Annotated in this window: 16 protein-coding genes and 1 riboswitch; of the genes, 5 read left to right on the top strand and 11 right to left on the bottom strand. The window is 72.4% G+C overall.

Features of this window, described 5'->3' with window-relative positions; genetic code table 11:
* Nucleotides 1-5 precede the first annotated feature (5 nt).
* Nucleotides 6-767, top strand: coding sequence for a TetR family transcriptional regulator (locus tag ACFWBW_RS21060; RefSeq protein WP_385374596.1), 762 nt, complete (start codon nt 6-8; stop codon nt 765-767).
* A gap of 58 nt (nt 768-825) precedes the next feature.
* Here the strand turns inward: ACFWBW_RS21060 and ACFWBW_RS21055 are convergent, their stop codons facing one another.
* The 3 genes from ACFWBW_RS21055 to ACFWBW_RS21045 form a co-directional block, all read right to left on the bottom strand.
* Complete coding sequence (locus ACFWBW_RS21055) at nt 826-2,382, bottom strand: ABC transporter substrate-binding protein (RefSeq protein ID WP_385374698.1); 1,557 nt, start codon at nt 2,380-2,382, stop codon at nt 826-828.
* 133 nt (nt 2,383-2,515) lie between these two features.
* The gene (locus ACFWBW_RS21050) at nt 2,516-3,973 is read right to left on the bottom strand and encodes a metallophosphoesterase (protein ID WP_385374594.1); all 1,458 of its coding nucleotides are present in this window, start codon (nt 3,971-3,973) and stop codon (nt 2,516-2,518) included.
* Nucleotides 3,970-4,230 (bottom strand): SCO4848 family membrane protein, encoded by a 261-nt coding sequence (locus tag ACFWBW_RS21045; protein WP_385374592.1) that lies wholly within the window; start codon nt 4,228-4,230, stop codon nt 3,970-3,972. The genes ACFWBW_RS21050 and ACFWBW_RS21045 overlap by 4 nt, the downstream gene beginning before the upstream one ends.
* 121 nt (nt 4,231-4,351) lie before the next feature.
* On the opposite strand from ACFWBW_RS21045, the gene ACFWBW_RS21040 reads away from it, so the two are divergent.
* Nucleotides 4,352-5,596, top strand: a complete 1,245-nt coding sequence (locus tag ACFWBW_RS21040; protein ID WP_385374590.1) for a D-alanyl-D-alanine carboxypeptidase family protein — start codon at nt 4,352-4,354, stop codon at nt 5,594-5,596.
* Here ACFWBW_RS21040 and ACFWBW_RS21035 read toward each other — a convergent pair.
* From ACFWBW_RS21035 to glyA, 4 genes are all read right to left on the bottom strand, one after another.
* The gene (locus ACFWBW_RS21035) at nt 5,544-6,563 is read right to left on the bottom strand and encodes a YhjD/YihY/BrkB family envelope integrity protein (RefSeq protein WP_385374588.1); all 1,020 of its coding nucleotides are present in this window, start codon (nt 6,561-6,563) and stop codon (nt 5,544-5,546) included. The two genes, ACFWBW_RS21040 and ACFWBW_RS21035, sit on opposite strands and share 53 nt — an antisense overlap.
* A 145-nt stretch (nt 6,564-6,708) precedes the next feature.
* Nucleotides 6,709-7,332 (bottom strand): 2'-5' RNA ligase family protein, encoded by a 624-nt coding sequence (locus ACFWBW_RS21030; RefSeq protein ID WP_385374586.1) that lies wholly within the window; start codon nt 7,330-7,332, stop codon nt 6,709-6,711.
* 128 nt (nt 7,333-7,460) lie between these two features.
* Nucleotides 7,461-8,474, bottom strand: a complete 1,014-nt coding sequence (gene trpS / locus ACFWBW_RS21025; RefSeq protein ID WP_385374585.1) for a tryptophan--tRNA ligase — start codon at nt 8,472-8,474, stop codon at nt 7,461-7,463.
* 488 nt (nt 8,475-8,962) lie between these two features.
* Nucleotides 8,963-10,246, bottom strand: coding sequence for a serine hydroxymethyltransferase (gene glyA / locus ACFWBW_RS21020; protein ID WP_385374583.1), 1,284 nt, complete (start codon nt 10,244-10,246; stop codon nt 8,963-8,965).
* Between the two features lie 35 nt (nt 10,247-10,281).
* Nucleotides 10,282-10,372, bottom strand: a riboswitch (ZMP/ZTP riboswitch).
* A 109-nt stretch (nt 10,373-10,481) separates the two neighbouring features.
* Between glyA and rocD the strand changes: the two genes are divergently transcribed.
* Nucleotides 10,482-11,687: an ornithine--oxo-acid transaminase gene (gene rocD / locus ACFWBW_RS21015; RefSeq protein WP_385374581.1), complete on the top strand. Its 1,206-nt coding sequence runs from the start codon at nt 10,482-10,484 to the stop codon at nt 11,685-11,687.
* A gap of 3 nt (nt 11,688-11,690) precedes the next feature.
* Here rocD and ACFWBW_RS21010 read toward each other — a convergent pair whose 3' ends face one another.
* Entirely contained in the window at nt 11,691-12,881 is a 1,191-nt protein-coding gene (locus tag ACFWBW_RS21010) for a glutathionylspermidine synthase family protein (protein WP_385374579.1), read from the bottom strand.
* Nucleotides 12,882-12,887: 6 nt separating this feature from the next.
* Nucleotides 12,888-13,205: a hypothetical protein gene (locus tag ACFWBW_RS21005; protein ID WP_385374577.1), complete on the bottom strand. Its 318-nt coding sequence runs from the start codon at nt 13,203-13,205 to the stop codon at nt 12,888-12,890.
* 116 nt (nt 13,206-13,321) lie between these two features.
* On the opposite strand from ACFWBW_RS21005, the gene ACFWBW_RS21000 reads away from it, so the two are divergent.
* A complete protein-coding gene (locus tag ACFWBW_RS21000; RefSeq protein ID WP_385374696.1) occupies nt 13,322-14,170 on the top strand; it encodes a hypothetical protein in 849 nt (282 codons plus the stop codon).
* A 286-nt stretch (nt 14,171-14,456) separates the two neighbouring features.
* Here ACFWBW_RS21000 and ACFWBW_RS20995 read toward each other — a convergent pair whose 3' ends face one another.
* Nucleotides 14,457-15,863, bottom strand: a complete 1,407-nt coding sequence (locus tag ACFWBW_RS20995; protein WP_385374575.1) for a PLP-dependent aminotransferase family protein — start codon at nt 15,861-15,863, stop codon at nt 14,457-14,459.
* Between the two features lie 46 nt (nt 15,864-15,909).
* Between ACFWBW_RS20995 and ACFWBW_RS20990 the strand changes: the two genes are divergently transcribed.
* Complete coding sequence (locus tag ACFWBW_RS20990) at nt 15,910-16,401, top strand: carboxymuconolactone decarboxylase family protein (RefSeq protein ID WP_385374573.1); 492 nt, start codon at nt 15,910-15,912, stop codon at nt 16,399-16,401.
* 73 nt (nt 16,402-16,474) lie between these two features.
* On the opposite strand, the gene ACFWBW_RS20985 is transcribed toward ACFWBW_RS20990, so the two are convergent.
* Nucleotides 16,475-17,296 (bottom strand): hypothetical protein, encoded by an 822-nt coding sequence (locus tag ACFWBW_RS20985; RefSeq protein WP_385374571.1) that lies wholly within the window; start codon nt 17,294-17,296, stop codon nt 16,475-16,477.
* Nucleotides 17,297-17,469: the final 173 nt, after the last annotated feature.

Genomic DNA, 17,469 nt, shown 5'->3' with positions numbered 1-17,469 from the left:
GGACCGTGACTGATCAGAAGGCTCCCAAGAGCGAGCAGACCCGCACGCTCATCCTCGAAACCGCGCTCCGCCTCTTCCAGGAGCGCGGCTTCGACAAGACGACGATGCGCGGTATCGCCAAGGAGGCCGGAGTATCGGTCGGCAACGCCTACTACTACTTCGAGTCCAAGGAACACCTGGTCCAGGGCTTCTACGACCGGATCGGCGCCGCCCACCTGGCGGCGGTCCGGCCGATCCTGGACAACGAGACCGATCTGCAGAAGCGGCTCGCCGGCGTACTGACCAGCTGGCTGGACATCGCCGCGCCGTACCACGAGTTCGCCTCGCAGTTCTTCAAGAACGCCGCGGACCCCGAGAGCCCGCTCAGCCCGTTCTCCCCGGAGTCGGAGGCGGCCCGCAAGCAGGCGATCGACATGCACCGCGAGGTGCTGGCGGGGGCCAAGACCAAGGTGCCCGACGAACTGGCCGACGTACTGCCGGAGCTGATGTGGCTCTCGCAGATGGGCCTGGTCCTCTACTGGGTCTTCGACCGCTCCCCGGACAGCGAGAAGACCCGGCGCCTCGCACAGCGCGGCGCGCAGCTCACGACCCGGGGCATCATCCTGGCCCGGTTCCGGGTGCTGCGGCCGCTGGTGCGGGAGGTGCACGAGCTGTTCACGGACTTCCTGCCGGGCATGGCCCAGAGCGCCGTGTCCCGGCCGGGCCGCAAGCGGGCCTCCGACCCGGACGCCGGCCCGGAGGAGGGCCCGGAGGAGGGCCCGGCGTAAGCCCGGACACAAGGCCTGGAGCGAGGCCCGGAGCAAGGCCCGGCCACGGGCCCCGGTCCTACAGCCAGTTGAGCTCCCACAGCCGCCACACGCCGGTGCCGTCCGAGAGGTACTGGGCGCCCGTGACGGCCTCGCGGGACATCACGTAGTCCTTCTTCTGCCAGATCGGCAGCATCGGGACCTGCTGCGCGACCAGCTTCTGCAGGTCGCGGAAGTCGTTGGCGGCGGCGCCGCGGTCCGAGAAGGACTGGGTGCGGGTGATGAGGGAGTCGACGGTCTTGTCGGAGTAGCCGTTGTTCATCGAGTTGTCGGCGCCGACGAGCGGGGCGAGGAAGTTGTCCGCGTCCGGGAAGTCGGCGATCCAGCCGATGGTGTAGGCGTCGAACTCGCCCGCCGCGTAGGCCTTCTGGAAGTCGTTCCACTTCTCGACCGGCTGGATGGTCAGCTTGAAGAGGCCGGTGGACTCCAGCTGCGCCTTCAGCTCCTCCGCCTCGGCAACGCTGGAGCCGCGCACGTTGACCCCGAGGGAGATCGCGACGGGGGTGGCGATCCCGGCGTCCTTGAGGAGCTTCTTCGCGGTGAGCCCGCTCGGCGTGGGATAGGCGTCGAAGAACGGCGTGCTGTGGGCGGAGATGCCTGCCGGGACGAGGGAGTAGAGCGGGGTGACCGTGCCCTTGTGGACCTCGGTCGCGATCTTGGCCCGGTCCACGATCGCCGCGACGGCCTGGCGGACGGCGGGCTGGGCCACCGGGGAGCCGGGGCGGAGGTCGAAGACCATGCTGCGGATCTCCGTACCGCCCGAGGCCTGGTACCGGGTGTCCTCCAGGCCCGGGTTCAGGCCGGCCAGGACCGCCGGGGGCATGTCGCGGTGGGCGACCTCGATCCCGCGGTCGTTCCAGGCCTGCTCCAGCTGCGCGGAGTCCTTGAAGTACTTCACGGTGACCGCGCTCTTGGAGACCTTGCCCTGGCCCTTGTACGAGGCGTTGGGCTTGAGGTCGGCGCTCGCGCCGGCCGTGTAGCCGTCGAGGGTGAAGGGGCCGGAGCCGTCGACCTTCTCGTCCTCGCGCAGGGCCTTGGCCGGGTACTTGTCCTTGTCCACGATCGAGGCGGCGCCCGTCGCGATCTTGAACGGGAAGGTGGCGTCGTCGGCGGAGAGGCTGAAGGTGACGGTGCGGCCCTCGGCCTTGACCGACTCCAGGGTGTTGAACAGCGGCGCCGGACCCTGGTCGGAGTTGATCGCCTTGATCCGGTCGAAGGAGTACTTGACGTCCTCGGCGGTGATCGCCCGGCCGGAGGAGAACTTCACGTCCGGGCGCAGCTCGCACTGGTACGTGGTGAGCTTGTCGCCGATGAAGTTGCAGGCGGAGGCCGCGTCGGGCACCGGGGTGTCCGAGCCGGTCTTGATGGTCAGCAGCGACTGGTAGACGTTGCTGAACAGGGCCCAGGAGCCCGCGTCGTACGCCCCGGCGGGGTCGAGGGAGGAGACCACGTCGCTCGCGCCGACGCGGATCGGCTCCCCGCCACCGGCCCCGTCGGGCAGCAACTGCCAGGCGGCGACGGAGCCGACGCCGAGGACCAGCCCGGCCGCGATGACTTTCGAGCGGACAGACCGCAACATCCTTGACTCCACCCCGTGTGGGCGCACACCGAAGTCCGCGACCCGTTGTCCGATTATCGGTCACATCCCATCATGGAATTTCGGCCTCGGGAAGGCCGATTTGTCGCGTGGCGTTGCAGGTTCGGACGGTTCAGGACTGATATGAGGCGAGTTCGACGACTGTGATGTCCGACGGTGCGCCCACCCGGACCGGCGGCCCCCAGGCACCCGCGCCGCGCGAGACGTACAGCTGGGTGTCGCCGTAGCGCTCCAGCCCGGCGACGGTGGGGTTGGCGAGCTCGGCGAGGTACTCGCCGGGCCAGAGCTGGCCCCCGTGGGTGTGGCCGGAGAGCTGCAGGTCGGCCCCGTACCGGACGGCCTCGTCGATGACGATCGGCTGGTGGGCGAGGAGCACGGCGCTGCGGGCCCGGTCCCGGTCGCCCAGGGCCGCCTGGAAGTCCGGGCCGTGGCCCTCGCTCTCGCCCGCGATGTCGTTGACCCCGGCGAGGTCGAAGTGCGGGAGCTCGCGGCGGGCGTTCTCCAGGGGGGTGAGGCCGAGCTCGCGGACGTGGTCCACCCACTGCTGGGCGCCGGAGAAGTACTCGTGGTTGCCGGTGACGAAGTACGAGCCGTGGCGCGCGCGGAGGCCGCGGAGCGGTTCGGCGGCGGGGCCGAGGTCTTCGACGCTGCCGTCGACGAGGTCGCCCACGATGGCGATGAGGTCAGGCTGCGTGCGGTTGATCGTGTCGACGATCCGGGTGGTGTGCGCGTGGCCCAGGATCGGGCCGAGGTGGATGTCGCTGACCACGGCGATGCGGAAGCCGTGGGCCGCGCGGGGGAGCTTCGCCAGGGGGACCTGGACCCGCTTCACGCGGGGGCCGCGGAGGACTCCGTACGTGCCGTAGCCGACGGTGCCGGCCGTTGCGGCGGCTGCCGTGCCGGCCACGATCCGCGCGAAGCGGCGGCGGCTGACGCCGGAGGGGGTGGGCTGCGCGGAGTCGGCCTCGGCCGGGTTCGCCTCCGCCGGTTCGGCTGCCGCCGTGGTGTGCTGCCCGGCCGGGGCCGTGGGGGCGGCGGTGGCTTCGAGCGTGGCCTGCGGCGCTGATCCCCTCCCCGCCCCTTCCCGCTGCCCCGGATCATGCGGCTCCGCCGCGCGGTGGGGCTCCGCCCCGGGCCCCGAAGCGTCCGCGCCCGCGGCGGCGGGGGCGTTACGGGGCTCCACCCCGGACCCCGGGGTGGGGGCGGAGGCGGAGCGGGACTGCGCCCCCGAGCCCGCCCGGGCCGTGGGGCCGTTCTGCCGGCGGAGCCATAGCGCTCGGACCGGCTCGGCCACCAGCATCGCCAGGGTGAGGTACATGAGGACGGCCAGCCACATGTAGCCCGGCCAGGCGACCGTGCGCTCCAGCCAGAAGGGGGCTCCCGCGCGGCCCGCCGTGAGGGCGGCCACCGAGAGGAGCGGGAGAGCGAAGGCCAGGGCGGTGCCCGTGCGGCGGACGGCGCTGCCGGGGGCCGTGGTGTCGCGGACCAGGCGGATCCACAGCCAGCGGTGCACCAGGACCAGCAGGGTCAGGACCAGCAGGGCCACGACCGTGAAGAGAAGGATCCTCACGCGCCCGCCTCCGTACGTGATTCACGCCGCAGCGCCCGCACCCCGCGCAACCCGATCACTCCGACGGCCGTCCCCAGGAGAAAGGACGCCACCGCCAAGAGAAGGTGGACCCAGAAGTACCCGGTCGGGTCCCCCGCGTCGTCGAAGGCCAGACCGCTGCCGTCCTTCCACAGGTTCCGGACGAAAGACACCCAGATGAACCAGCTCCACACTCCGAAGGCGAGCAGGAACCAGGAAACGGCGCGGCTGAGTTTCATGGACTCAGTATCGGTTTCGTCCCCAGGACGGACGCGCCGGGGTGGGCTGTCCCGGCGGTGGTTGCGGCGGGTTGGCCGGTCCGTGACGCTAAGCACAGAATCGGGATGTACTTTCACCTGCGTGTCTGCCAAGAAGACCGCGTTGACGGTCCTATCCGCCGCGCTTCCCGCCCTGCTGATCCCGACGCTGCTGGCCTCGCCCGTGTACGCCGCGCCGACGCCACCGGTGGACGGGAAGGGGCAGCCGCGCAAGGCGCCGGCGCCGCCCGCCTCGATGTCCACGGTCGGCGGCTCGGCGCTCGGGCAGCCCGGTACCCAGGTCAGCCTGCTGCCCGGCGCGCCCGCGCTGCCGACGAACCTGACGGGCCGTTCGTGGATCGTGGCCGACGCCGAGACGGGCGAGATCCTCGCCGCGCACAACGCGCACTGGCGGCTCCCCCCTGCCTCGACCATGAAGATGCTCTTCGCCGACACCGTGCTGCCGGGTCTGCCCAAGGACCGGGTCCACAAGGTCAGCCAGGAGGAACTGGACGGGGTCGGCTCCGGGTCCAGCCTGGTGGGCATCAAGGAGGACGCCGAGTACAGCGTCCACGACCTGTGGCTGGGGGTGTTCCTGCGCTCCGGGAACGACGCCGTGCACGTACTTTCGGCCATGAACGGCGGCGTCGAGAAGACCGTCAAGGACATGCAGGCGCACGCCGAGGAGCTCCAGGCCCTGGACACGCACGTGGTGTCCCCGGACGGCTACGACGCTCCGGGCCAGGTCTCCAGCGCCTACGACCTCACCCTCATCGCCCGCTCGGGTCTGCAGAAGCAGGACTTCCGGGAGTACTGCGGCACGGCCAGCGCGAAGTTCCCCGGCCGGCAGGAGTCGGGCAAGCCGCGCGAGACCTTCGAGATCCAGAACACCAACCGGCTGATGACCGGCGCCGGCGGCCTCTCCCCCTACAAGGGGATCGCCGGGGTGAAGAACGGCAGCACGACGATGGCCGGCTCCACCTTCACCGGCGCCGCCCAGCGCGGCGACAAGAAGCTGCTGGTCACGGTGATGAACCCGGGGACCGGCGGTGCCAACTCCGTGTACGAGGAGACCGCCGACCTGCTCGACTGGGGCTTCGCGGCGAGCGGGAAGGTCAAGCCGGTGGGCGAGCTGGTGCCGCCGAAGAGCGCGGACACCACCTCCCACGGATCCCCGGCCCAGTCCCACGAGAACAACCCGTCGGCGTCCGGTGCGGGCTCCGGCGGCGGGATCGGTACGGCCTTCGGCGTGGCGGGCGGGGTGCTGGCCGTGGTGGCCGGCGGGGCCTACGCCGTCAACCGGCGCTGGCCGCGGGGGCGCGGCCGCCGGGCTCGCGGCCGGGCGTAGCGGAGCCTGCGGGCTCCGGGGCGGTCTCACGGCCGTCCTGTTCCGGGGCGGGTTCACGGCCCGGCTCCGGGGTCGGCTCACGGCCCGGCTCCGGGTCCTCCACCCCGTCCCCGTCGGCATCGTCGCGGGTCGCGGTCCACGCCGCGCAGAACAGCAGCAGCTTCGCCGTGAGGTTGATCCAGATCAGCAGCGCGATCGGCACGCCGAAGGCCCCGTACATGCTCTTCGTGGCGACCTCCCGCATGTAGCCGCTGAGCAGCAGCTTCAGCAGTTCGAAGCCGGCCGCGCCGAGGAGGGCCGCCTCGATCAGGCGGCGGCGGGGCGGTTCGACGCCCGGGAGCAGGGTCAGGAGGTAGAGCAGGAGCAGGAAGGCGGCCAGCACTCCGACGAGGAAGGCCCCGCCCCGCAGCAGCCCGCCGCCCGCGCCGTCGCGCGGTACGTGCAGCCAGTCGCCGGCCTTGCCGACCGCGCTGGAGCCGAAGATCGAGGCGGCCGCCGAGCAGAGGCCGACGCCGCCGAGGCCGATGAGGACGAGCGCGTCCTTGCCCTTGCGGACGAACGGGTTGCCCTCGTCCTCGTCGTCCTTCTCCCACACCGCGCGCAGGCAGTCCCGCATCGACGTGATCCAGCCGATTCCGGTGAAGAGCAGGACGGCGGCGGCGATCAGGCCGACCGTGCTCGCGTTCGCTACGAGGGCGTTGATGTCGAGCTGGTCGGAGATGCCGGGGACCTGCTCGGCGAGGTTCTTCTGCAGCCGGTCGAGCTGGTCCTGGGTGAGCAGTCCGGCGCCGATCGCGGCGGCCACGGTGATCAGCGGGAAGAGGGCCAGGAAGCTGATGAAGGTGATCGCGGCGGCGAGCCGGCTCCAGTGCACGCGGTCGAGCCGCTGGTATGAACGCCACAGGTGGGTGCGCATCACGGCGGACACCAGGGGCCCGATCAGCGGGAGTTTCGTCAGCCAGTCCATACGGTCACCGTAAATGAGCTGTCGTAAATAGCCGGGATTGCCACTTTTGGGGACTACGGTCGTCGATTGTGACTTTTCGCCCGACGGCTCGGCCGTTCCACGCCCTGATCCTGCGAAGGATCGGTTTCCGGTTGCGGTTCCTGCGTCAGGAACGGCGTGCGGTCGCCTCGCCCGCGGCTGCCGCCGCACTGCTGTCCGTCGCCGAGCCGAGCTGCGCCGGAACCGCGCTCGCCCCACCGCTTGCCCCGTTGCCGAACGGATATTCCCGCAGCTTGCGCCAGACCCCGTCCGAGCCCTGCTCGTAGAGCGCGAACCCGGAGCAGAGCCACTGCGCCGCGTAGTCGGCGAGGGTGTCGAACGCCAGGTCCATCGCCTCCTCGGAGATCCCGTGGGCGACCGTGACGTGCGGGTGGTACGGGAACGAGAGCTCCCGGCTGAGCGGCCCGTCCGGGTCGCGGACCTGGCCCTGGAGCCGGGTGCAGCCGGAGCCGCCCTCGACGACCTGGACGAAGACCACCGGCGACAGGGGACGGAAGCTTCCCGTACCGGCCAGCCGCATCACGAACGAGCTGCCGGCGGCCGCGACCGCGGCCAGGTGGGCGCGGATCTCGGGCAGCCGGTCCGCGGCCACCTCCGTCGGCGGTACGAGGGTGACGTGCGTGGGAATGCCGTGCGCGGCGGCGTCCCCGAAGCCCGCGCGCAGCTCCTGAAGGCTGCTGCCGTACGGCTCCGGGACCGCGATCGAAACGCCGAGCGTTACGGTCCCCACGTAGCTCTCCTCCGCCTGTAGTCCTGTGCGTGGTCTGTGCTCCGCGTGTGCGTCGCACGAGTGCTGCCGCCCCAGTGTGGCGGCAGCACCCCCCAGATCGCCAGGGCCCTCTTTCTCTTCGGTCCCCGTCAGTGCTTCGCGGGGAGGAAACCGAGGTGGTCGTAGGCCTGCGCCAGGGTCTCGGCGGCGACCGCCCTGGCCTTCTCCGCGCCCTTGGCCAGCAGGGAATCCAGGGTCTCCGGGTCGTCCAGGTACTCCTGGGTGCGCTGCTTGAACGGTGTGACGAAATCGACCATCACACCGGCCAGATCGGTCTTGAGCGCGCCGTAGCCCTTGCCCTCGTACGCGGCCTCCAGCGCGGGGATGGACTCCCCCGTGAGAGTGGAGTAGATCGTGAGCAGGTTGCTGACGCCGGGCTTTTCGGCCGGGTCGAACCGGACCACGGCCTCGGTGTCGGTGACCGCGCTCTTGATCTTCTTCTCGGTGGCCTTGGGCTCGTCGAGGAGGTTGATCAGGCCCTTGGGCGAAGAAGCCGACTTCGACATCTTGATCGCCGGGTCCTGGAGGTCGTAGATCTTCGCGACCTCCTTGACGATGTGCGCGGCGGGGAGGGTGAAGGTCTGCCCGAAGCGCTGGTTGAAGCGCTCGGCCAGGTCCCGGGTCAGCTCGATGTGCTGACGCTGGTCCTCGCCGACGGGGACGGAGTTCGCCTGGTAGAGCAGGATGTCGGCGACCTGGAGGATCGGGTACGTGAACAGGCCGACGGTGGCGTTGTTGGCGCCGTTCTTCGCGGACTTGTCCTTGAACTGGGTCATCCGGCTGGCCTCGCCGAACCCGGTGATGCAGTTCATGACCCAGCCGAGCTGCGCGTGCTCGGGCACGTGGCTCTGGATGAAGAGCGTGCAGCGCTCGGGGTCGAGACCGGCGGCGAGGAGCTGCGCGGCGGAGAGCCTGGTGTTCGCGCGGAGATCCTTCGGATCCTGCGGCATGGTGATCGCGTGCAGGTCGACGACCATGTAGAAGGCGTCGTGCGTCTCCTGCAGGGCGACGTACTGCCGGATGGCTCCGAGGTAGTTCCCGAGGTGGAACGAACCGGAGGTGGGCTGGATGCCGGAGAGCGCGCGAGGACGATCAGAAGCCATGGCCCCATTCTCTCAGGTGTGACACGGGGCTCGGCCCCGCCGCTGGCCTGAACCCGGCGGGTCGCGCCGCCCCCGCCCGGACCCGGCCCGGGTACCGACCGGTAGCGCCCCGTCCGGATCTTGCCTCGGCCGAGCGACCGCTTTCCGTTGCTCCCGCTGCGGGAGCTTCCGCGGGCACCGCCCACACCCGCGCCTCAAACGCCGGCGGGGCTGGGATTCACCGGACGTGGTCGAGCCCCTGCGGCGCCGTTGCACGGGGGCCAGCCCCCGGACCCCCGCTCCTCAAACGCCGGAGGGGCTGAGGTTGTGCACCTGTCGGCGCCGACGCCGGCCATATCCAGCCTCGCCGGCGTTTGAGGCGCGGGGTCCGGGGCGGAGCCCCAGGGGGTCCGGGCGCAGCCCGGGGAACGGTGGAAGGGCGGGTAGGGGACAGCCCCGCAGGGACCGGCCCCTACCCGGCCCGCAGAGGGCCGCCCCCACCCCCGGGGTCAGGCGACCGGGAGGCCCGGGGCCGGGAAGGCGGCCATCAGGTCGGCCACCGCGGAGCGGATCGCGCCGAGGGCCGTCTCGTCACCCCTCGCGGCCGCGGAGACCGCGTCCGCGATCCAGTCGGCTACCACCGGCATGTGCTCGACGCCGAGCCCCCGCGACGTGAGCGACGGCGTGCCGATCCGGATCCCCGACGGGTCGAACGGCTTGCGCGGGTCGAACGGCACCGTGTTGTAGTTCACGACGATCCCCGCCCGGTCCAGCGCCTTCGCCGCGATCTTGCCGGAGACGCCCTTCCCCGTGAGGTCGATCAGGATCAGGTGGTTGTCCGTACCGCCCGAGACCAGGTCGAAGCCCCGCTCCAGCAGAGCCGCGGCCAGCGCCTTCGCGTTGGCCACGACCGCGTGCGCGTACGACACGAAGGAGGGCTGCGCCGCCTCGTGGAGCGCCACGGCGATGCCGGCCGTCGTCTGGTTGTGCGGGCCGCCCTGGAGGCCGGGGAAGACCGCCTTGTCGATGGCCTTGGCGTGCTCCTCGCGGCACATCAGCATCGCGCCGCGCGGACCGCGCAGGGTCTTGTGGGTGGTCGTCGAGATCACGTCCACGTGACCGGCCGGGGAGGGGTGCGCCCCGCCCGCGATCAGGCCGGCGATGTGCGCCACGTCGGCGACCAGGACCGAGCCCGCCTCCTTGGCGATCGACGCGAACGCCTCGAAGTCGATCGTGCGCGGGAGCGCCGTACCGCCGCAGAAGATCAGCTTGGGCCGCTCCGCCAGCGCGAGGTCCCGTACGGCGTCGTAGTCGATGAGGCCGGTCTCGGCCTGCACCCCGTACTGCACGCCGCGGAACCAGGAGCCCGTCGCCGAGACCCCCCAGCCGTGCGTCAGGTGCCCGCCCATCGGCAGCGCCATGCCCATCACCGTGTCGCCGGGCTTCGCGAAGGCCAGGTAGACCGCGAGGTTGGCGGGCGAGCCGGAGTACGGCTGCACGTTGGCGTGGTCGACGCCGAAGAGGCCCTTCGCCCGCTCCACGGCCAGAGCCTCGATGCGGTCGATGTTCTGCTGGCCCTCGTAGTAGCGGCGGCCCGGGTAGCCCTCGCTGTACTTGTTCTGCAGCACGGTGCCGGAGGCCTCGAGCACGGCCGAGGACACGTAGTTCTCGCTCGGGATGAGGCGGAGGGTCTCCGCCTGGAGGGTCTCCTCGGCGGCGACGAAGGACGCCAGCTCGGGGTCGGTCGCGAGCAGGGCGGGGTGGCGGTACGGGTGGTGGTGGTTCGCGCTCATGGCGGCTCCTCCGGGGTCGATGTCGGATCTCGTCCCCGCGAGGCCCAGGCGAGCGGCCCTGTATGCGGTCGTGCGCGCACGGCTCCCCCGGAGTTGGTTCTCCGTGCGCCAGTCGCCGTGCGTGTCCGACACCTTAGCGGGCACGCCACGAGAAAGGTTTCTCCGTCCGTCATTCGAGCGAGGATGGACAGTGACGCCACCCTCGTCACCGGCTTGACGGACGATCGGAGACCCCGTGTCGACAACTGCTGATGCCATCCGCTCCGCCGACGCGCACAGCGCGCACAACTACCACCCCCTGCCCGTCGTCGTCGCCACCGCGGAGGGCGCGTGGATGACCGACGTGGAGGGCCGCCGCTACCTCGACATGCTCGCGGGTTACTCCGCCCTGAACTTCGGCCACGGCAACCGCCGCCTGCTCGACGCCGCACGCGCCCAGCTGGAGCGGGTCACCCTGACCTCCCGCGCCTTCCACCACGACCGCTTCGCGGACTTCTGTACCGAGCTCGCGGCGCTGTGCGGCAAGGAGGCGGTCCTGCCCATGAACACGGGCGCGGAGGCCGTGGAGACGGCGGTGAAGACCGCCCGCAAGTGGGGCTACGAGGTCAAGGGCGTCCCGGACGGCCACGCCAAGATCGTGGTGGCGGCCGACAACTTCCACGGCCGCACGACGACCATCGTGTCGTTCTCCACGGACCACGAGGCCCGCGACCACTTCGGCCCGTACACCCCCGGCTTCGAGATCGTCCCGTACGGGGACCTCACCGCGCTCGCGGCCGCCGTCACCTCCAACACCGTCGCCGTGCTCCTGGAGCCGATCCAGGGCGAGGCCGGGGTCCTCGTGCCGCCCGCCGGATACCTGCGGGGCGTACGGGAACTGACGCGCGAGCGGAACGTCCTGTTCATGGCCGACGAGATCCAGTCGGGCCTGGGCCGCACCGGCAGGACCTTCGCGTGCGAGCACGAGGGGGTCGTCCCCGACGTGTACATCCTCGGCAAAGCGCTGGGCGGCGGGGTCGTGCCCGTGTCGGCGGTGGTGGCCGACCTGGATGTGCTCGGCGTGTTCAAGCCGGGCGAGCACGGCTCCACCTTCGGCGGCAACCCGCTGGCCTGCGCCGTCGCCCTGGAGGTCATCGCGATGCTGCGGACCGGCGAGTACCAGCAGCGGGCCACCGAGCTCGGCGACCACCTGCACCGGGAGCTGAACCTGCTGGTCGGCGGCGGTGCGGTGACCGCCGTACGGGGCCGCGGGCTGTGGGCGGGCGTGGACATCGACCCGTCGCGCGGCACCGGCCGGGAGATCTCCGAGAAGCTGATGGAGCTCGGCGTCCTGGTCAAGGACACCCACGGGTCGACGATCCGGATCGCACCGCCGCTGGTGATCTCCAAGGAGGACCTGGACTGGGGGCTGGACCAGCTCAGGTCGGTCCTCGGCGGCTAGCCGTCAGAGAATCACGTGGGGCAGGAAGCGGGCGTACTCGTCCGTGACCGGCCCCGCCGATTCGCGGATGCCGAGGCCCGCCGACTCGTCCTCGACGACCCACGCACCGAGCACCACCCGGTTGCCGTCGAAGTCGGGCAGCGGGGCGAGGCCCTGGAAGACGTACGTCTCACCCTGCTCCGGTGCGAACGGCTCGCCGCCCACCGGGTGCAGGGTGACGCCCGCGCCCTCGCGGCCGAGCAGCGGCTTCGCCGCGTAGCCGGTGGTCGTGGCGAGCTCGCGCGGGCCGTCCAGGTAGGCGGGCAGCAGGTTCGGGTGCTCCGGGAAGAGCTCCCACAGGACCGCCAGCAGCGCCTTGTTGGACAGCAGCATCTTCCACAGCGGCTCGATCCAGGCGGTGGTGCCGGAGCCGCCGCCGTGGTCGTACGTGCCGAGGACCTGCGGGGCGAACTCGTCGGTGGCCAGCCACTCCCACGGGTAGAGCTTGAAGATCGCGCGGATGAAGCCGAGCTTCTCGTCGACGAACCGGCCGGACAGGGAGTCCCAGCCGATCGCCTCCACCGACAGCTCGCGCGTGTCGATGCCGGCCTGCTCGGCGGTCTCCTGGAGGTAGGCGACCGTCATCAGGTCCTCGCCGAGCTCGTCGGTCTCGGAGTGCGCGAAGTGCACCGGGCCGGCCGGCAGCAGCTCCGCCTGGCGCCGCCAGGCGTCGACGAGCCGCTCGTGGAGGGAGTTCCACTGGTCGGCGCCGGGAAAGCGCTCCTCCATCCAGAACCACTGCGGGCTGGCCGCCTCCACGAGGGAGGTGGGGGTGTCGGCGTTGTACTCCAGCATCTTGGCGGGGCTGCCGGTGCCGTCGTAGCGCAGGTCGAAGCGGCCGTAGAGCGAGGGCTGTTCGGCGCGGCGCCGCCAGGACTCGGCGATCAGCGCGGCCAGCTTCGGATCGGTGATGCCGAGGTCGGCGAAGCGGTCGTGGTCGACTATGTGCTGGGCCGCCGCCAGGCACATGGCGTGCAGCTCCTCGACGACGTTCTCCAGCGCCTCGACCTCGGGGAGGGTGAAGGAGTAGTACGCGCTCTCGTCCCAGTAGGGGCGCAGGGAGTCGTCGGGGTAGCGGGTCAGGGGGTAGATCAGCCCCTGCTCCTCGACGGTCTTCTGCCAGTCGGGGCGGGGCTCGATGGTGTGGCGCTTCACGCTGGATCAGCCGCCCGAGGAACTCTTGTGGCTGCCGCCGATGCCGCCGCGGGTGACGGCGGACTTGTCGAAGCTGCCGCCGCTGACCTTGTTCTTCGCGACGGTGCCGCCGTAGTAGTAGGCGCCGCGGCCGCCGCTCTTGCACTCCTTGGTGTTCAGCTTCTCCAGGGTGGCGCGGTCCGCGCAGCGCTTGTCGGGCTCGTTGCTGCTGCCGCAGGCCACGAGGGCCGCGGCGAGCAGGCCCATGCCTCCGAGGGCGACCGTGCCGGAGCGCATGCGGCGCTTGGTGCGGGTGGTGTCGGTGCTGCTACTGCTGCTGTCCATGGACTGTTCGCTCCCCCTGGGGTGGCCGGCTGCGCACAGACTAGAACGGCCGCCCCGGCCGACGGAATCCGGCCGACGTGGGATCCGTGACCTAGAGTCGGTTCGTGCTCATTGGGATGATTTGCGCGCTCGGTGCGGCGGTCTGCTTCGGCACGGCGTCGGTTCTGCAGGCGGTGGCGACGCGGGCGACGGTGCCGGGGACGGGCTCCGGGGTCGACGCCGCGCTCTTCCTTCGGGCGCTGCGCCAGTGGCGCTATATCGCCGGACTCTGCCTGGACGGGATCGGCTTCGTCCTCCAGATCATCGCCCTGCGGCACATCCCGATCTACGCGGTGGGCGCGGCCCTCGCGGCCAGCCTCGCGGTGACCGCGGTGGTCGCGGCGCGGCTGCTGCGGGTGCGCCTCAGCGGGACGGAGTGGGGCGCGGTCGGCGTGGTGTGCGCGGGGCTGCTGATGCTCGGGCTGGCGTCCGGGGAAGAGGGCTCGGGCAAGGGCACGCTCGCGCTGAAGCTGGGGCTGCTGGCGGTGGCCGGGCTGGTCCTGGTGGTCGGGGCCGTGGCCGGCGGACTGCCGGACCGCAGCCGGGCGCTGACGCTGGGTCTGGCCGCCGGGACGGGCTTCGGGGTGGTGGAGGTGGCGGTCCGACTCATCGACGACATCTCGCTCTCCGCCCTGTCCAACCCGGCGTTCTACGCGCTGCTGCTCGGCGGCGGCGCCGCCTTCCTGCTGCTCACCTCGGCGCTCCAGCGCGGCTCCGTGACGGCGGCGACCGCCGGGATGGTGCTGGGCGAGACGATCGGGCCGGCGGTGGTGGGCGTGGCCTGGCTGGGCGACCGCACCCGCGAGGGCCTGACCTGGCTGGCGGTCGCGGGCTTCGTGGTCGCCGTGGCCGGAGCCCTGGCCCTGGCCCGCTTCGGAGAACCGTCGGCGGAGCCGATCCAGCCGTCCGGCCCGCCCGCCGCTTGAGAGCCGGGCCCCTTTCCGGCCCACCCACGGCTCGAGGACGGGGTCCGGGCGCAGCCCGGTGCTCCTGGGGCTGGCTCTTCCAGACCACCGGCGGTCACGTGCGGGCCGACGCCGGCCAAATCCAGCCCGTCCGGCGCTTGAGGACCGGGTCCGGGCAAACCCAGCCGTCCGGCGCTTGAGGACCGGGTCCGGGCAAACCCAGCCGTCCGGCGCTTGAGGACCGGGTCCGGGCGGAGCCCGGGGAACGGTGGAAGGGCGGGTAGGGGACAGCCCCGCAGGGCCCGGGTCACGGGAGCGCAGCGACCAGCGCCGCCACGGTAGGCGCCCACGCGCTCTGGGACGGAGTCCCGAAGCCGACGACCAGGGCCTCGCGCGGGGGCATCGTCGCCTGCGGGTGCCGGAAGAAGGACAGCGGCAGCAGGCCGAGGTCCTGCCAGGCGGCCGACCGCAGGGCCGCCCGCTCGCCGCCGGGCGGGAGGTCCAGGACCGCGTGCAGGCCCGCGGCGATCCCGGAGACCTCCGCACGGTCCCCGACGGCCGCCACCAGCTCGTCGCGCCGCCGCCGGTAGCGCAGCCGCATCTCCCGCACGTGCCGGTCGTAGGCCCCCGACCGGATGAACTCCGCGAGCGTCAGCTGGTCCAGCGCGCTGGAACTCCAGTCGCTCCGGCCCCGCACCGCGAGCACCTCCTCCATCAGCGGCCCGGGCACCACCATCCAGCCCATGCGCAGCCCCGGCGCCAGGGACTTGCTCGCCGTGCCCAGGTACACCACCCGGTCCGGGTCCAGCCCCTGGAGCGCGCCCACCTGCTGGCGGTCGTAGCGGAACTCACCGTCGTAGTCGTCCTCCAGGATCAGCCCGCCCGTGGACCGGGCCCAGTCCACCGCCGCCACACGCCGTACGGGCGTCAGCGCGGCGCCCGTCGGGAACTGGTGCGCCGGCGTCAGCAGGACCGCCCCCGCGCCCGAGCCGGCCAGCTCCGTGGTCCGGGCCCCGTCCCCGTCCACCGTGAGGGGTCGCGTCCGCAGCCCGGCGCCGGTCAGCAGCTCCCGGTGCGCGTCCAGCCCGTACCCCTCCACCGCGATCTCCCGGACCCGGCGCGCCCGCAGCATCCTCGCGAGCAGCGGCAGGCCCTGGCCGAAGCCCGCGCACAGCACGATGCGTTCGGGGTCCGCGTAGACCCCGCGGGCCCGCGCCAGGTATCCGGCGAGCGCCTCGCGCAGCTCCACCCGGCCGCGCGGGTCCGCGTACCCGAAGGCCTCGTTCGGGGCCCCGGTCAGCGCCCGCCGGGCCGCCGCGAGCCAGGCGGCGCGCGGGAAGCCGCCCAGGTCCGGGGAACCGGGCTTCAGGCTGTACGAGGTCTGCGCGCGCACGGGGCGCCGTACGGGCACGGCCGCCGCCAGGCGCCGTACGCCGGTCCCCACCCGGGCCCGCTCCGCGACCCGCGTGCCGGAGCCCTGGCGGGCCGTCAGCCAGCCTTCGGCGACGAGCTCGGCGTAGGCCTCGGCGACGGTGTTGCGGGCGATCCCGAGGTCCGCCGCGAGCGACCGCGAGGAGGGCAGCCGGGTGCCCGGGGCCAGCCGCCCGCTGCGCGCGGCCTCGCGCAGCGCCTCGGCGAGCCCGGCCCGGACACCGCGCCCGGGGACCGGTCCCAGATGCAGGTCCGCGCCGAAAGTGGCCCACGATTCCGTCATGGAGATGGACCATATCGGCGGGCCGCCCGGATCGTAGGTTGGTTCCATGACCCACACCGAGAAGGCACCCGAGCACACCCCCCGCATGCAGCTGGCGAAGCTCGCCCCGGAGTTCTACAGGGCCGCCGTGGCCCTGGACGCGGCCGCCGCCAAGGGACTGGACCCGGCCCTGGTCGAGCTCGTCAAACTGCGCGCCTCGCAGATCAACCACTGCGCCTTCTGCATCGACATGCACTCCAAGGACGCCCTCGCGGCGGGCGAGGACGTGGAGCGGCTGCTGCTGCTCGGCGCCTGGGAGGAGTCGCGGCACTTCTACACGGAGAAGGAGCTCGCCGCCATCGAGCTGACGGAGGCCGTGACCGTCCTGACCGACGGCTTCGTTCCCGACGAGGTCTACGAGCGGGCCGCGCGGCACTTCGAGGAGAAGGAACTGGCCCAGGTGATCGCCCTGATCGCCGCGATCAACGTCTGGAACCGGATCGGCGTCACCACCCGCCTGGCCCCGGGGCACTACACCCCGGGGATGTACGACAAGTAGTCGGCCCGAAGGGCTCCCGGCGCCCCGTCAGCTCCGGTCAGCCCTGTCGGCCCCGTCGGCCCTGTCGGCCCCGTCAGCCGCCGGTGGGGCGGAAGGCGGCCAGTGCGGCCTGGTGGTGCGCTTGGGTGAGCGTCCACTCGGCCGCCGGGCCGGCCGTCAGGACGGCCCACTTCTTGCCGTCCCCGGCGACGAACACCCGTTCCACGCCGCGGCGCCGGCCGTGCGATTCGGCGTTGTCGTACTCGTAGACCAGCTCTCCGCCCTCGGGGGCGTCGGTGACCGGGCCCACGCGGAGCTCCTGGTAGCCGGAGTTCTTGGCGAGGTGGGTGGAGGAGCCCTGGACGGCCTCGAGCGGGGTCAGTCCGGGCTCGCTCACCTGGAAGATCTGGAGCAGGGCGGCGCGGTCGGGAGAGCGGTAGAAGACGCCGTCGTCACTCTCCTCCCGGGCCCACCCGGCGGGTACGGCGATCGTGAACCCCTTCGCGTCGCGCACCGTCTCGTGTGCGGGGTCGCTGCCGCTCGGGCTGGGGGTGGAGCTGGTGCCGGTACTCGCCGTCGGCGACGGGGAGCTGGTGGCCGGGTCCGAGGACACCGGCGAGTCCCCGCCGCTCGGCGGGGCGCTGGAAACCGTCGGCCCCGCCTGCGCGGGCTGCTCGCCCGAGTCCCGCGCCACGAACCACACGGCCGCCGCCCCGATCGCGAGCGCGGCCACCGCGACGGCCGCCGTGCCCGGCGTCAGCCACCGCCCGCCGGCCCGCGCGGGCCGGGCCGGAGCGGGCTGCACCGGCTGTCCGGGCTGCGGGTACGGATACGCGGGGTACGGGTACGGGTCCTGCGCGGGCGCCCCGGGGCCGTAGCCGCCCGGCGCCGGGTGGTGGCCCGGGGCGGGAGCCACGCCCGGAGCCGGTGCGTAGCCCGGAGCAGGGGCGGCCGCCGGTCCGGAGCCGGACGCCGGAGATGACCCCGGGGCCGGGTCGTGGGGCTTGGCCTGACCAGGGCACGAGGCCCGACCCCCCCCGGGCGAGGGGGTGAGAAGACGCCCGCAGGGTAAGTCGTAGTCTCGCTGCT

It is taken from the genome of Streptomyces sp. NPDC059957, assembly GCF_042730015.1.
In the GTDB taxonomy this organism is placed as follows: Bacteria; Actinomycetota; Actinomycetes; order Streptomycetales; family Streptomycetaceae; genus Streptomyces.
This window is presented reverse-complemented; position numbering and strand designations above follow the sequence as displayed.

Bases quoted from the DNA above. Each gene is read 5' to 3' on its own strand.
- ACFWBW_RS21000 (WP_385374696.1), top strand. From the start codon at position 13,322: ATGATTTGCGCGCTCGGTGCGGCGGTCTGCTTCGGCACGGCGTCGGTT.
- ACFWBW_RS21045 (WP_385374592.1), bottom strand. From the start codon at position 4,230: ATGAAACTCAGCCGCGCCGTTTCCTGGTTCCTGCTCGCCTTCGGAGTG.
- ACFWBW_RS21005 (WP_385374577.1), bottom strand. From the start codon at position 13,205: ATGGACAGCAGCAGTAGCAGCACCGACACCACCCGCACCAAGCGCCGC.
- glyA (WP_385374583.1), bottom strand. From the start codon at position 10,246: ATGAGCGCGAACCACCACCACCCGTACCGCCACCCCGCCCTGCTCGCG.
- ACFWBW_RS21035 (WP_385374588.1), bottom strand. From the start codon at position 6,563: ATGGACTGGCTGACGAAACTCCCGCTGATCGGGCCCCTGGTGTCCGCC.
- ACFWBW_RS20995 (WP_385374575.1), bottom strand. From the start codon at position 15,863: ATGACGGAATCGTGGGCCACTTTCGGCGCGGACCTGCATCTGGGACCG.
- trpS (WP_385374585.1), bottom strand. From the start codon at position 8,474: ATGGCTTCTGATCGTCCTCGCGCGCTCTCCGGCATCCAGCCCACCTCC.
- ACFWBW_RS20990 (WP_385374573.1), top strand. From the start codon at position 15,910: ATGACCCACACCGAGAAGGCACCCGAGCACACCCCCCGCATGCAGCTG.